14 protein-coding genes are annotated in these 15,020 nt (G+C 63.1%); 9 read left to right on the top strand and 5 right to left on the bottom strand.

The window, feature by feature from the left end; all coding sequences use genetic code 11:
• On the top strand, positions 1-635 hold a 635-nt coding region (locus VNN55_11420; protein ID HWO58162.1), incomplete at its 5' end, for a pyridoxal-dependent decarboxylase.
• A gap of 319 nt (positions 636-954) precedes the next feature.
• Here VNN55_11420 and VNN55_11425 read toward each other — a convergent pair.
• The 3 genes from VNN55_11425 to VNN55_11435 form a co-directional block, all read right to left on the bottom strand.
• Positions 955-1,647, bottom strand: a complete 693-nt coding sequence (locus VNN55_11425; protein ID HWO58163.1) for a tetratricopeptide repeat protein — start codon at positions 1,645-1,647, stop codon at positions 955-957.
• A gap of 15 nt (positions 1,648-1,662) precedes the next feature.
• Positions 1,663-1,884 carry a hypothetical protein gene (locus tag VNN55_11430; GenBank protein ID HWO58164.1) on the bottom strand — a complete coding sequence of 74 codons (222 nt, stop codon included), beginning with the start codon at positions 1,882-1,884 and terminating at the stop codon, positions 1,663-1,665.
• Positions 1,885-2,824: 940 nt separating this feature from the next.
• Entirely contained in the window at positions 2,825-3,601 is a 777-nt protein-coding gene (locus tag VNN55_11435) for a dienelactone hydrolase family protein (GenBank protein HWO58165.1), read from the bottom strand.
• Between the two features lie 199 nt (positions 3,602-3,800).
• Between VNN55_11435 and VNN55_11440 the strand changes: the two genes are divergently transcribed.
• On the top strand, positions 3,801-5,156 hold the full coding sequence (locus VNN55_11440; GenBank protein HWO58166.1) for a sigma-54 dependent transcriptional regulator: 1,356 nt from the start codon (positions 3,801-3,803) through the stop codon (positions 5,154-5,156).
• 81 nt (positions 5,157-5,237) lie between these two features.
• On the opposite strand, the gene VNN55_11445 is transcribed toward VNN55_11440, so the two are convergent.
• Positions 5,238-5,525 (bottom strand): GIY-YIG nuclease family protein, encoded by a 288-nt coding sequence (locus VNN55_11445; protein HWO58167.1) that lies wholly within the window; start codon positions 5,523-5,525, stop codon positions 5,238-5,240.
• Positions 5,526-5,595: 70 nt separating this feature from the next.
• Positions 5,596-7,056 carry a helicase HerA-like domain-containing protein gene (locus tag VNN55_11450; protein ID HWO58168.1) on the bottom strand — a complete coding sequence of 487 codons (1,461 nt, stop codon included), beginning with the start codon at positions 7,054-7,056 and terminating at the stop codon, positions 5,596-5,598.
• Between the two features lie 222 nt (positions 7,057-7,278).
• On the opposite strand from VNN55_11450, the gene VNN55_11455 reads away from it, so the two are divergent.
• From VNN55_11455 to VNN55_11485, 7 genes are all read left to right on the top strand, one after another.
• Positions 7,279-8,106 (top strand): hypothetical protein, encoded by an 828-nt coding sequence (locus VNN55_11455; GenBank protein ID HWO58169.1) that lies wholly within the window; start codon positions 7,279-7,281, stop codon positions 8,104-8,106.
• Between the two features lie 76 nt (positions 8,107-8,182).
• On the top strand, positions 8,183-9,562 hold the full coding sequence (locus VNN55_11460) for a DUF4384 domain-containing protein (GenBank protein ID HWO58170.1): 1,380 nt from the start codon (positions 8,183-8,185) through the stop codon (positions 9,560-9,562).
• 125 nt (positions 9,563-9,687) lie between these two features.
• Positions 9,688-10,107, top strand: a complete 420-nt coding sequence (locus tag VNN55_11465) for a hypothetical protein (GenBank protein ID HWO58171.1) — start codon at positions 9,688-9,690, stop codon at positions 10,105-10,107.
• Positions 10,108-10,328: 221 nt separating this feature from the next.
• Positions 10,329-12,044 (top strand): proline--tRNA ligase, encoded by a 1,716-nt coding sequence (locus VNN55_11470; protein ID HWO58172.1) that lies wholly within the window; start codon positions 10,329-10,331, stop codon positions 12,042-12,044.
• Positions 12,045-12,547: 503 nt separating this feature from the next.
• A complete protein-coding gene (rimP, locus tag VNN55_11475) occupies positions 12,548-13,000 on the top strand; it encodes a ribosome maturation factor RimP (protein HWO58173.1) in 453 nt (150 codons plus the stop codon).
• Between the two features lie 32 nt (positions 13,001-13,032).
• Complete coding sequence (gene nusA / locus VNN55_11480) at positions 13,033-14,463, top strand: transcription termination factor NusA (GenBank protein ID HWO58174.1); 1,431 nt, start codon at positions 13,033-13,035, stop codon at positions 14,461-14,463.
• 63 nt (positions 14,464-14,526) lie between these two features.
• Positions 14,527-15,020 (top strand): hypothetical protein (locus VNN55_11485; protein HWO58175.1); only part of this gene is annotated, 494 nt, incomplete at its 3' end.

Genomic DNA, 15,020 nt, shown 5'->3' on the forward strand with positions numbered 1-15,020 from the left:
CCGAGGCGCCCGCCGATCTGCGCGGATTGTCGCTGGCCGATTCGGTGGCGGTCGATCCGCACAAATGGCTGTATGCGCCGCTGGAGGCCGGGTGCGCCCTGGTGCGCAATCCCGAGCATCTGCGCAATGCCTTCTCCTACAAGCCGAAATACTACCATCTCGAGGAGGAGGCGCTCAACTTCGTCGAGTATGGCCCGCAGAATTCGCGCGGGTTCCGTGCGCTGAAAGTCTGGCTGCAATTGCAGCAGGCGGGACGGTCGGGATATGCGCGGATGATTGGCGAGGACATCGAACTGGCGCGGTACGCCCATGCGCTCATTTCGCAGCATCCCGAATTCGAGCCGCGCACGCTCGGCTTGAGCATCGCCACCTTCCGTTATGTGCCGGCCGATTTGCGCGGGCGCGTTGGCACCGATGCGACCGAGGAATACCTTAACAAGCTTAACGAGGAACTTCTGGCGCAGATCGAGCAGTGCGGCGAGGTGTTTGTCTCGCCGGCGGTGATCCGCGAGCGGTACCACCTGCGGTTGTGTGTGGTCAATTTCCGCACCACCCGCGCCGACATCGCGGCCATGCCGGAGATCATCGCCCGGACGGGACGGGAGGTCGACCGGCGGTTGCGCGGGCATTCGTAGTCACGCACTGGAAGGGCCACTAAGGGGAGGGCGATTCGCCGCGGAGGAGAGCCTGCTCTTTGTTCCATGGCGGCCAAAAGCAGGCTCCGCGGAAGCCTCGCCCTCCCGTTCGCGTGGTCCATTGAGGGGAGGGCGAGGCTTCCGCCGAGCCTGTCTTTTATTTCATGTCGGCGGAGAGCAGGCTTCGCAGAAGCGTCGCCCTCACGTTGGCGTGCTTGGTTATGGGAAAGCGATCCATGCAACGACGGACATCACCGAAAACACAAAAGCCCCGTCGGCATTGGCCGACGGGGCCGTGTGCGCTTCTATGGAAGCCGGCTCAACTGCCGCTTTTGGTGGCGGTGGAGTCGGGTGGTTGCTGCAATTTGACGATTTGTTCCTTGGCAAATTCCACATCCTCGCCCTCGGGCCACTTCTTCAGGTACTCCTGATAGGCCGCGATCGCCTCATCCTTCTTGCCGGCGTTGGCGGAGTAGTAGGCGACATAGATCCAGGCCTCGGCGGCCTTCTCGCCCTGCGGCCAGCGGTTGTAGCAATCACGGGCGTGGTTGATGGCGCACTCGAAGTCCTTTTTCTTGCGGCAGCACCAGGCGCGATCAAGGAAAGCGTCATCGGCCAGCCCGCTTTTGTTCTCCGGGTCAACCGTGATCACCGCCGCATAGCGCGCGTCGGCGTCATCGATACGGTTCCATGACAGCAGGCGCTCGGCCAGTTTGTACATGAAGGCCGGATCGGAGGTCTTGTCCTTCTCCTCGGCCAGCATCGAGGCCAGGGTGCCGATGCCCTTCTGGTAATCATCGACGGTGGCGATAAACTCGGCGGGACGGACAAAGCCGAGCGTCCGGTCCACCTGCTCGCCCTTGGCGTTGTAGACCAGGACCGTCGGAGTGCCGACGATGTTGAACTTCTCGCGCATTTCGGGATTCTTGCCAGTCTCGACCTTGGCGAGGATGTAGTTGTTCTTCTTCGCCCAGGCCTGGAAGTCGGGGTTGGCCCATGTGGACTCTGCCAGAGTCCGGCAGGAGCCTCAGCCAAAGCCGTAGAAGTCGACCAGCGCCGGACGTCCCTCTTTGGCCGCCTGCGCCAGCGCCTCCTCGACATTCTTGGACCACATCTCATGGCCGTTGAAGGATTCGTCCCAGCGGGGCTCATCCTTCTTGGCCTCCTCGGCGCGCGAGATGGGGGCCGCAAGAACGGACAATCCCAACGCGAGGGCGGCCGTCCCGAGGATCCACTTGCGGTTTTTCATCACGATGACTCCTTGTAATTATGGTATTCCGTGATGCGTTGACAGTTCGAACCATTCTGTTTTGGGTCGTCAGACCCGATGTCAGGAATAAACAACAATTGCCCCGCAAATGCTCCCGATTATTTTGCCGGGATTTTGCAGTCCTGCCGCGAGGCGCCCTCACCCGCTCCGCTGGCGCGGAGCGACCTCCCCCAGAGGGGGAGGTGAACTTCTTTCCTTCGAGGAATGTGCCCGCTTTGAAAGGGAATGCATCGGATCCCTGCCGCGGGATGCCCTCACCCGCTCCGCTGGCGCGGAGCGACCTCCCCCCGAGGGGGAGGTGAACAAACCTCTCGTTCAGGGGATATACTGGTAGTGCAGGTCGAAGATGGCCGCACGCGCTTCCGGGGAGGGTGGCCGCGGTGGTTTTTGCGGCAGCGTGCTCTCACCTGCCCTCCGGCGCAGAGCGACCTCCTCCCCGAAGGGGAGGTGAACTTCTTTCCTTCCACGAATGTGCCCGCTTTGAAGGGGAATGCATCGGATCCCTGCCGCGGGATGCCCTCACCCGCTCCGCTGGCGCGGAGCGACCTCCCCCAGAGGGGCGGTGAGTTTTCTGATTCCGGAAGAGTGCTCACTCAGGAACTGAAATGTTTGCCCTCATGGCGACTGAAGTGTACTCTTCGCGTTCGATCGCGCATCAGAATTGCGATATGCTCGTTCAGCCATATACGATGAGAGTGCCCCCTACGTCAAAGCCGCAAATGTGAGAAGCATTGAAGTTCACCTCTCCCTTTGGGAGAGGTCGATTCGCCGAAGGCGAATCGGGTGAGGGCACCTCCGCGGCCAAAATGCAACGTCCAGCCCTCCCGAAGTGACCAATCCGCGGGAATAAACAAAGTTCACCTCTCCCTTTGGGAGAGGTCGATTCGCCGAAGGCGAATCGGGTGAGGGCGCCCCCGCCTTACTTGAAGATCTCCCCAAAGAACCAGCGCATCGCCTCCCAGGACCGCATATCGGCGATGTGGTTGTAGGCCGCGCCCTTCGACTTGTCGGTGCCGGCCATCGGCTGAGTGAAGGAATGGACCGCGTCCTCGTAGGCGACATACTCGTAACGCACGCCGGCGTCGCGCATCTCCTTCATGAAGGCGGCGATGGACTCGACGGAGACATAGGGGTCATCGGCGCCATTGAGCACGAGCACCCGTCCCTTGATGTTTTTGGCGTCGGCCGGGTTGGCCGCATCGAGCGCCGCGTGGAAGCCAACCACGCCGTTGACCGGCTTGCCCGAACGGGCCAGTTCAAGGCAGACCCAGCCGCCGAAGCAGTAGCCGATCGCGGCGGTGCGCAACGAATCGACGCGCTGGTATTGGCGCAGCCAGTCGAACGCCGCGCCGACCCGTAGGCGCGTCAGCGCCGGATTGCCCTTGTACTTGCCCGACTCGGCGCCGGCGGCCGGGACGTCAGCGGGTCGAATCCCCTTGCCGTAGATGTCCGCCGCAAACGCGACATATCCCAGCCCCGCCAACTGCTCGCAGCGCGACTTCTCATAGTCGGTCAGCCCCAGCCACTGATGCACCACCAGCACACCCGGCTGCGGCGCGGTGCGGGCGTCATCGTAAGCGAGGTACCCCTCGCAGGTGACATCGCCGACTTGGTATTCGATGGTCCGGGTGATGATTTTGGCGTGCGCCGGCAGGGCGAAGCTGAACGCGAGCAGGGAAAGTAGCAGCCACTTCATCGGAGTCTCCTTCAGGGTGTGACAGTTCCATCTGCGCCCGGGCAATTAAGAGCAAAACGGTGGCATAGGCAATGGGAATGCGCCCAGCGGATCGAAGTGTGGTTGACAGAGCGCATGCGGTGTCGTCAAGGCAGGCGCGCGCAACAGGGCCCTACCACAACGGACCTCGGCTCCATACATTCCATGCGGAGGCCTGACCATGCCAAACCTGCGCGTTCTGGTCGTCGATGATGAAAAGCCCCAGCGTGACCTGGTCGGCGGGGCGCTGCGCAAACAGGGATACACCGTGACCGAAGCCGGCTCGGCCGATGAGGCGTTGGCGGCGGTCAAGGATGTCTTTCCCGAGATCGCCCTGCTGGACATCCAGATGCCGGGCAAATCCGGGCTGGAACTGCTGGCGGAACTGAAAAAGATCAATCCGGATTTGCAGGCGATCATTGTCTCGGCCCATGCCGACTTCGACAAGGGGCTCGAGGCGATGAAGAAGGGGGCGCTCGACTTCCTGAAAAAGCCGGTCGAGTTCACCGAACTGTTCGCCGTGGTCGCGCGAGCGGCCGAGCGGCACTGGCTGCTCTCCGAAGTGCGCTATTTCCGCGAGCAGATCGAGGAGCCCTACCGCGACGATGCGGTGGTGATCGCCTCCGATGCGATGCGCGAGGTCTTCTCGACGGTGGCGCGCGCGGCCGATTCCGATTCCACCGTGCTGATCCGCGGCGAATCGGGCACCGGCAAGGAACTGGTGGCGCGGGCGTTGCACCGTTCCTCCAGCCGTCGCGCCAGGAATTTCATCGCGGTCAACTGCGCCGCCATCCCCGAGACGCTGCTGGAAGCGGAACTGTTCGGCGCCGAGAAGGGGGCCTACACTGGGGCGCTGGCGCGACGGATCGGCCGTTTCGAGCTGGCCGCCGGCGGAACGATCTTTCTCGATGAGATCGGCGACATGCCCGCCTCGATCCAGGCGAAGGTCCTGCGCGCGCTGGAGCACAAGGCCTTCGAGCGTCTCGGCGGCAACGAGACCGTGACTTCCGACTGCCGCGTGGTGGCGGCGACCCATCAGAATCTCGAGGAGATGGTCAAGGAGGGGAAGTTCCGCGAGGACCTGTACTACCGTCTCAATGTCATCCAGATCACGATTCCGCCGCTGCGGCAACGGCCGCAGGACATCCTGCCTCTGGTCGATGCCTTCATCAAACGGCAGCATCGTGTGCGCGGACGCGCCATCCGCGGGATCACTCCGGCGGCGAAGGACCTGATTCTGTCCTACCATTGGCCGGGGAATGTGCGCGAACTGCTCAACGCCATCGAACGCGCCTGTGTGCTGGCGCGCACCGATGTCCTCGATGTCGCCGACTTCTCCCTCGGAATCGCCGCCGCCCCGGCGCCCAGCGCGCCGTCCGAATTGCCGACCCTGCCCTTGGCGGAGGTGGAGAAACGGCACATCCAACGGGCGCTGGAGCATCACAACTACGCCCTGCAGCAGACCGCCGAGTCGCTGGGGATTCACCGCAATACGCTGCGGCTGAAGATGAAGGAGTACGGGCTGGAACGGGAGTGAGTGCGGCGGTCGGGGGGCTAAAAAGGATTGCTTCGTCGTCCGCCTCCGGCGGACTCCTCGCAATGACGTATGGTCCGTCGTTCAGAGCGTCTCTGACAAATCTGCCCACGACGGGTTCTGCGACTTGATAAGTGCCAATTTCTTAGCTCTAGAGCCACCTTTGAGTTGCTTCTCCCTTATAATGGCGGCTTCCGCACCCGGGCAGACTTCATAGTACACGAGTTTTGTCAGTCGATATCGTTTGCTGAAGCTACCCACGACACCATTCTTGTGCTGCCAGACCCGCGCTGTCAGGTCGCTCGTCATGCCAGTGTAGAGCACCGTATTGTGCTCGTTTGTCATGATGTAGACACAGAACAGCTTGCTCATCGCAGCATCCCGATAACCGTCATTGCGAGGAGTCAGCCGGAGGCGGACGACGAAGCAATCCTTGTTGCTCTTAGCGGCGGCCGCCGAGGGAGCCGAGAATGCCGCGGATGAGGGCGCGCCCGACCGCGCTGCCCACCGAACGGGCAGTCCCCTTCATGAAGGTGTCCATGGCGGTGTCGCGACGGCGCCCCACCGGACGCGTGGCGGGTGCGGGTTGACGGCGCGCGAGGGTGTCGATTTCCTCGCGGTAGGCGCGCTGCTCCGCCCGACGGCGCAGCAGTTCGTAGGCGGACTCACGATCGACGGCCTGCTCATAACGGCCGCGCAGGGGAGAGGATTGGATCAGGGCCTGACGGTCCTGCGGGGAAATCGGCCCGATGAGGCTCGACGGCGGAAAGATGAGAGCGCGCTCGACCATACCCGGCGAGCCCTTGGGATCGAGGAATGACACCAGCGCTTCGCCCACGCCGACTTCGGTGATCGCGGCCTCGACATCGAAGCCGGGATTGGCGCGAAACGTCTGCGCGGCCGCGCGGACCGCTTTCTGATCCTTCGGGGTGAAAGCGCGCAAGGCATGCTGCACACGGTTGCCCAGTTGGCCGAGGATGTCTTCGGGAATGTCGAGCGGGCTCTGGGTGATGAAGAAGACGCCCACCCCCTTGGAGCGGATCAGACGGACGACTTGCTCGACCTTGTCGACCAGCGCCTTGGGAGCGTCATCGAACAACAGATGCGCCTCATCGAAGAAAAAGACCAGTTTCGGTTTTTCCAGGTCTCCGGCCTCGGGCAGTTCCTCGAAGAGTTCGGCCAAAAGCCACAGCAGGAAGGTGGAGTAAATCTTGGGCGCGTGGAACAGACGGTCGGCGGCGAGGATGTTCACCATCCCGCGGCCATCGGCCGACACGCGCATCAGGTCGGCCAATTCCAGGGCCGGCTCGCCGAAAAGCGCATCGGCGCCCTGCTGCTCCAGCGCCACCAGGCCGCGTTGAATCGCCCCGATGCTGGCGGCGGTGATGTTGCCGTATTCGGTGCGAAACTCCTTGGCGTTGTCGCCGACAAACTTCAGCATTTCCTGCAGGTCCTTCAGATCCAGAAGCAGAAGCCCGTTGTCGTCGGCAATCTTGAACACCAGCGCCAGCACGCCGCTTTGGGTCTCGTTTAAGTCCAAAAGCCGCGCCAGCAGGATCGGCCCCATATCGGAGATGGTCGCGCGCACTGGATGACCGCCAGCGCCGAAGACATCCCAGAAGGTCACCGGGCAAGCCGCGAAGGTGTGGGCGATTCCCAGCGTCTCGATTCGGGCCGCGAGCCTCGGGTTTGTCACTCCCGGTTGCGACAGTCCGGCCAGATCCCCCTTCACATCAGCCATGAAGACCGGCACACCGATACGTGAGAAGTTCTCGGCGATGACCTGCAATGTGACGGTCTTCCCGGTGCCGGTGGCCCCGGCGATCAGGCCATGGCGATTCGACATCTGCGGAAGCAGATGGATGATCTGCGAGGATTTGGCGATAGGCAGTGGCTGCGACATGCCGCGAAAGAATGGCCTTCCTGCAACGTGGTCAACGTTTTAGCCGTCGCCCGAATTCGGTGCGCGACTTGTAATCGACGCACAAAATCTCGTGAGCTGCGGTGCACCAAACGGTTCAGCCGCATCGGCAACTGATTGTCATTCCTATACTTGCCTGAACAGGATTTGCTGGCACGCCCCTTGCCATGGGGTTGCCCGGACTGGATGTCCAAGGAGGATGCCATGAACTCACGTTGCCTGTGGACCGGAATCGCCGTGATGCTCGCAGGCCTGCTGCTCTGGGGATGCGAGAATACAGAGCGTGTCTATGTCACCGAGCCCGATCTGACCGCGCCGGGAGTGCCGCGCGGCGTCAATTCGCTCACCGGCGACCAACAGGTCACGGTCTATTGGTATGGCTCAACCGAGCCCGACTTGGCGCTCTATATCATCTACCGCGACGATGAGGACCCCGATGACCTGTATGAGGAAATCGGCCGTGTGCATGTCAACGAGTTCCGTTCGCAGTGGTCGTTCATCGACCGTGACGTGCGCAACAGTCACACCTACTTCTACGCCGTCAGCGCGGTCGACTACGAGGGCAACGAGAGCGACCTGTCCTATGAGGATGTCTTCGACACGCCGCGTCCGGAAGGGTTCAACGTGTATGTCGATGCGACCGCCGATCAGTCCGGCTGGAGTTTCCTGCGCCGGATGAAGGTGAGCCGCAATTCGCCGGACGCCGACATCATCTTCGATTACGACGAACAACTGGAGACGATCTTCATCGAGGCCGCCGACGCCAACGATGACATCCAGGATCTCGGCTACACCGACGCCATTGACGAGGTTGGCTGGGCGCCGACGGAGGGGTGGTCGTCGGTCGGCTGGTGCGAGGTGATCCTCGGCCACACCTACGTGATCTGGACCGACGCCAACCGCTACGCCAAGGTGCGTGTGTTCGACATGGGCAACAGCTGGGTGCGGTTCGACTGGGCCCATCAGGAAGATCCGGGCAATCCGGAACTCAAGCTGGTGGTGCCCGACAGTCTGAAGATCGCCCGTCCCTGACCTCACAACGTTCGGGAGTGCCGTGGATCAGAGGACGGTGGACTCATACGCAGGATGCAAAGCAGGAGGCAGGATCATGAAGACGACGAAACTGACATTGGCGGCCGTGACGGCGGCGCTGGGGCTGGCGACGGCGGCGTATGCCGACGTGCAAGTCGGCGCCGAACTGCGCATCAGCCCGCGCCCGCGCAACGACCTCGAAGTCTATGTGTGGCCCGACCGCGGCATGGACGCCGTCTACTATCCGGGCGAAGAGATCCGTGTCCAGGTTGAGTTGACCCGCGACGCCTTCCTGGTGCTCTACAACATCGACACCCGCGGGCGTCTGCACGTGCTCTTCCCGGCGGCGCCGTGGGAGGACAACTTCGTGGCGGCGGGGGACGTGATCACGTTCCCGCGTCCCTGGGATGATGTCGACTGGGTGGTCGAGGGGCCCGCGGGCACCGAATACATCCAGGCGATCGCCTCGGAGATTCCGATCAGTCTGCCGGAGTGGCCGATCTATGAGAAGCATGTCAGCATGCCGCTGCATCTGACCCCGCATCCGGATCTGCGTGACTTTCGCGCCGGCGCCGACCGGTACGCCTACATCGATGTGGTCAACCGGGAACTCTGCGGCCGCTACTACGACTGGTGCGCCACCGACCTGGCCACCTTCCATATCCGGCCGCGGCCGAATGTGTACCACATCAACGCCTGGGACCCGTGGCCGGATGTCTTCTACGGTCAGATTTACATTGGCTGGCCGATCGGCGCGCGCATCGACATCGATGGCAGCTTCATTGGCATCGCGCCCTGCTACGTCCCGCGCCACTACTTCGGACGTCGCATCATTACCTGCTACGATGGCCCGCGGCTGATCCGCCGCCATGTGGTCCACTGCTATCCCAAGCGCGACTACTATGTGCACCGTCGCGACAAGGGCATTTTCAATTCGGTCTACAAGCGGGGCCGCGGCGACTTCGAGGATCACTTCCGCGTGGAAAAAGGCGGGCAGGGACGGCAGAAGTACCGCGTCTATGACCGCGATGACATCCGTCTCGACCGCGGGCAAAAGGACCGTTACCGTCCCGACTGGGATGACCGCGCCCGCATCAGGGACAGCAAGGCCAGGCAGGACCCGCGGATCTGGCGCGATTACGATGCCGGAAACGCCGCGCACAAGCTGAAGGCCGGCGACAAGAGCGCCGGCAAGTCGAAGGCAAAGGCCCAGCGGATCGAGGCATCGGTGGCCGACGGCAAGAAGGCATCCGCGCAGGGTAAGCGCTCCGGCGAGCCGGGCGAGGGGAAGTCGAAGTTCTCGCTGGGCAAGTTTCTCAGCGGCGTGGGCAAGGCGGTGATCAGCGGGGACGGCGGTGATGACGGCGCGGTCACAAGCGGAGGCAAAGGGAAGTCCAAATCCCGCGACGGGGTCAAAAGCGGAGAACGCGGCCTGCGCACCAAGGATCGCAAGTAAGGGAGCAATACGGGAGACGGCAGAGGGACTGCCGCACACCGGCGTGCGGGGCCAATACCGGGCGGCCCCGCACGTCCGGATTGGGAATTGACGGATGGTGGCCGACAATGTATAACTGGGCAGGGATGAGACGGACACTGATCATCGCGACACTGGGCGCGTGGATGTTTGCCGGCGGGAGCGCCTGGGGCATCGACGCCAAGCCGAAGTCTGAGACGCCCGCGGCCAAACCCGCTGCCGACACCGCCGGGGTGCGTCCGGCCGCCCCGACCAGGGCCAGCCGCACGCTGTTGGAAAAACTCAAAGAGGAAGTGCGCGAGTCGAAAAAGGACGAAGCGGTGCAGTACAACAACTTCATCGATGCCAACAATGATGGTGTCGATGACCGGGTTCACGAGAAGGCCAAAGTCAAACCCGAGGAATCCGCGCCGGCCGAACCGGCCGCAGACGGTAAGAAGACGCTCGACGAGCCCAGGACCAAACGGACCACCTCAACTCCGTCCAAGCCCGAGAACACCTCGGTAAAAAAGAAGAAGCCGCGTTGAGCCCGACGATACTTTGATCCGCGGCGGGCGTCCGTTTGGGACGCCCGTTCTGTTTCGCCGCTTGACCCATCGATCGATTCGCGTATACTGACAGACCGTTCCGGGCCAGACCGGAACCACCGGCAAGGGGCCTTCGCCCCTTGTTTCCGTTTTGAGACAGTCTCTGGCCGCCGATACCATAAAGACATGGGCGGACAGCCGCCCGCAAGGAGCGACCGATCATGCGCATGTCGCGAATGTTCATCCCCACGCTGCGGGAGGACCCCGCCGAGGCGGAACTGGTCAGTCATAAGTACCTGCTGCGCGGCGGTTACATCCGCAAGCTGACCGCCGGGGTCTACATTTACCTGCCCCTGATGCAGCGGGTGCTGGCCAAGATTTCAAACATCGTCCGCGAGGAGATGGACCGTTCCGGCGCTCTCGAGATCACCATGCCGGTGCTCTGTCCGGCTGAGATCTGGCAGCAGACTGGACGCTGGGATGCGATGGGGCCGGAATTGATGCGCGCCGAGGATCGTCACAAGCGGCCGATGGTGCTGGGCCCCACGCATGAGGAAGTGGTCACATCGCTGGTCTGCGGCGAGGTGCGCTCCTACCGCCAGGTGCCGCTCAACCTCTATCAGATTCAGGTGAAGTTCCGCGATGAGATCCGTCCCCGCTTCGGCCTGATGCGCGGGCGTGAGTTCATCATGAAGGACGCCTACTCCTTCGACGTCGATCAGGCGGGGCTGGACGTTGCCTATCAGAAGATGGTTGATGCCTATGTTGCCATCTTCAAGCGCTGCGGGTTGGAGACGGTGATGGTCGAATCCGACACCGGCGCGATGGGCGGCAAGTTCGCGCATGAGTTCATGGTGGTGGTCGACACCGACGGGGGCGAGGCGATCATCCTCACCTGTCCGTCCTGCGGCTACGGCGCCAACATTGAACGGGCCGAGTCGAGGTCGCTGACCCCGCCGCCGGCCAAAGAGGCGCAGCGCTCGCGGCTGTTGGTCGACACCCCGGGCGCCCGGACGATTGAGGAAGTCACCGCCTTCCTGAAACTGCCGCCGCAGAAGCTGGTCAAGACGCTTCTGTACCGGGCCGGCGACAAGACCGTGGCGGCGTTGATCCGCGGCGATCGCGAGATCAACGAGGTGAAACTGGCCAACGCCGTCGGCGCGACCGGTATTGAGATGCTCGATGCCGAGTCGGTCATGGCGCTGACCAAGGCGCCGGTCGGCTTCGCGGGGCCCATCGGGCTGTCGAAGGATGTGCTGATCGTGGCCGATGAGGAAGTCCACGACCTGACCAACTTTGTGGTCGGCGCCAATCAGGCCGACAAGCACTATGTTGACGTCAACCTCGCCGATTTCCGCATCGACAAGACGGCGCTGATCCGCTCGGCGCAGGCAGGGGAGGGGTGCCCGCGCTGTGCCGAGGGGCGTCTGGTCAAACGGCGCGGCATCGAAGTGGGCAACACCTTTAAACTCGGGACCAAGTATTCGGCGGCACTGGGCGCGACCTTCACCGACGCCGATGGCAACGAGAAGCCGTTTATCATGGGTTCTTACGGCATCGGTGTCACACGCACCGCGCAGGCGGCGATCGAGCGATTCCATGATGACAAGGGCATCATCTGGCCGATGCCGATTGCGCCTTTCCATGTGCACATCGTCTGCGCTAAGTCCGACGATCCGGCGCTGGTGAAAGCTGCCGATGACCTCTACAACGACCTGGCCACTGCCGGGATCGAGGTTCTTTACGATGACCGCAGCGAACGCGCCGGGGTCAAATTCGCCGATGCCGACCTGATTGGTGTGCCGTTGCGGATTACTGTCGGCGCCAAGGGCCTGGCCAAGGGCGCCTGGGAATTGAAGCGCCGCGACGCGCAGGCCGCCGAGGATGTGCCGTTTGCGGACGTGGTCGACCGGGTCAAACGCGAGATCGGGTCGTAGGCGGATTCGCATTCACGCCGCGGGATGCAGGACTGGCCGCCCTCCCGCGTTATGCCATCCCCGATTGAGGGGCAAAGAGCGCCTCTCGATCGTGGATGGCCGGTCAGACAGGAATGTCTGACCTCCTATTCGTTTTATGATCTGTCATCTCAAGCCGGTCGCGGCGTTCTTTGACGTGACCGGTTTGGCTTTCAGGGGGACGGACATTCTTGTCTGTCCTTCGCCTCGTGAGGTGGGTCCGCTCCTGGGACCCGCCGAACGAGGCGATAGCTACGGCAGGGCTGCCCTCCCGCAAATGGCCGTACCCGATTGACCGCGTGGCGGTGGTGAAACAGGCATTGACACGGGGCGGGAACTTCGTTATCCTTGCGTCGGTTTTACGGGTTGTATCCTCCCGCTTTTTCTGTTGCGGCACCCCCTGAATTGCGATATCTAAGCAGTTTGGGGCGCAAGACCAGATAGGTCTTTGCGTCGTAACGGTTTTGGGAGGCCGACGAGGTCTGATGCCGGAGAGCACGGCCCATAGCGCCCTGCTGGCGCGTTTGACGGAAACGGCAACGAAGGTCGCCGAGTTCTATGGGGTAGAATTGCTCGAGTTGACCCACCATCCGGGCAAGCATCAGACCGTGCGCCTGGTGATCGACAAGCGCGGGGGCGTGACCCTCGATGACTGCGCGGCGGTGTCGCGCCGGCTGTCGGCCGATCTGGACATTGAAGACGTCGTGCCGGGGCGGTACACCCTGGAAGTGTCTTCCCCCGGGCTGGACCGGCCGCTTAAGACCCCGGCCGATTTCCGGCGCAAGATGGGCGAGAGTGTGACGTTGAAATACAAGGACGACGAAGGAAAGCGCAAAACCGCCAAGGGCATCATCGCCCGCGTCGGCGAGGAGTCTGTCACCATCGGCACCACGGCGTATCCGTGGGAGCGGGTGGTGGAGGCGAAGGTGATCATCTAGGCGGCGCGTAGCAGCGGCCGGAGAAGGACACGATGGCAATCGAATTTGATATCATGGAGGTGGTCCACCAGATCACCAAGTCGAAGAACCTCGACCAGGAGTATGTCCTGGAGACGATCAAAGAGGGTCTGATGACGGCGGCGCGCAAGCGCTTCGGTGACGCGGACAACATCCAGGTGCACATCGACCGTCGCGAGGGAGAAATCTACATGGTCGCCCTCAAGACCGTGGTCGGCTACGTGCAAGACCCCCAGCATGAGATTTCGCTGGTCGAGGCGCAGGAGATCGACGAGGAATCCGAAATCGGCGACGAGATGGAAATCGAGCTGCCGTTCGAGGAGTTCGGACGCAACGCCATCGCCGCCACCAAGCAGATACTGGTTCAGCGCATCCGCGAGCGGGAGCGCGAGCAGGTGTACGCCGAGTACAAGGACCGTGTCGGCGAGGTGGTCACCGGCATCGTGCAGCACATTGACAAGGGCACGATTATCGTCAATCTGCAGGGGGCCGAAGCCGTGGTGCCGCACAAGGAGCAGATCCCGCGCGAGCGCTTCCGTCAGGGCGACCGCATCCGCGCCTACATCGCCGACGTGCAGCCCAATATGAAGGGGCCGCAGATCATCCTGTCGCGCGCGCACCCGGGCCTGTTGCTGAAACTGTTCGAATTGGAAGTGCCGGAGATTTTCGAGAAGATCGTCGAGATCAAGGCGGTCTCGCGCGAACCCGGCGAGCGGTCGAAGGTCGCGGTGCATTCGATCGACGACCGTGTCGATCCGGTCGGCGCCTGCGTCGGCGTCAAGGGCGTGCGCGTGCAGTCGATCGTGCGCGAACTGGCCAACGAGCGCATCGACATCGTGCCGTGGGATCCGGATCCGGAGACCTTCGTGGCCCGGGCGCTGGCCCCTGCGCGCGTGGTGCAGATCGTCAACGTCGACTACGACAACAAGGAAATGACCGTCATCGTCGACGACGAAAAATTGTCGCTGGCGATCGGGCGCAACGGGCAGAACGCCCGTCTGGCGGCCAAACTGACCGGCTGGAAGATCACGATCCGCTCCGAATCGCAGTATTTGGCGCAGCGCACCCGCGCGCTGGAGACCGCCACGCCGCTGGATCAGTTGCCCGGCATCGGCGACGCCACCAAGGAGCGCCTCGAAGCCGCCGACATCAAATCGATCGAGACGCTGGCCACCAAGACGCCCGCCGATCTGGTCTCCATCGAGGGGATCGGGCCCAAGACCGCCGACAAGCTGGTCGAGGCGGCGCAGGAGTTTGTCGCCCAGCAGCTCTCCGCGCAGATGGTGGTCGAGCCGGACGGCACCGTTCGCTCGCGTGTCGGCGATGAACTCTTCGACGACACCGTGGGCGAGGACGAGGAAGAGACCGAAGAGCACGAGGATGAGGAAGAGACTGAGGACGATTCGCCCAAGCGCGGGCGTCCCGGCAAAGCGGATGAGGAATAGTCCCGGCGCGTCACGGACGGGACGCGTCGCTCTGTAGCGCAATCGCAAAGGAACCGCCAACTCATGGCCAGCAAACGCCTCTTTGAAGTCGCACGCGAGCACAACCTGTCAGCCGAAGCGCTGATGGCGATGGTCAACCGGCTGGGATTCAATGTCCGCAGCCATATGAGCGTCGCCACCGACGAAGTGCTCGAGGCGATTGAGGCCGAGTTTGACAAGCAGAAAGAGTCGCTGAAAGCCGAGATTGCGGCCCGCGAGAAGAAGACGCGCGAGCGCAAGCAGAAGGCGAAGGAAGCGGCCGAAGCCGAGGCGCGTCAGCAGGCCGAGTTGGCCGCCGCCGCCGCGGCCGAGAAGGCGCGTCAGGAAGAGGAAGCGCGCAAGGCGAAGGAAGCGGAGGAAGCGGCAGCCGCGGCCGCCGCCGCGGCGAAAGCCGCCGCCGAAGCCGAGGCCGAAGCGCGCCGTCAGAAAGCCGCCGCTGAGGCCGCCGCCAAGTTGCGCGCGGCCGCCCCACCGCCGCCGACCCGCGCGGCCACCGCTTCGCCCACCGACCGTCCGCC

This window comes from bacterium, from assembly GCA_035559435.1.
Taxonomy (GTDB): Bacteria; Zixibacteria; MSB-5A5; order WJJR01; family WJJR01; genus JACQFV01.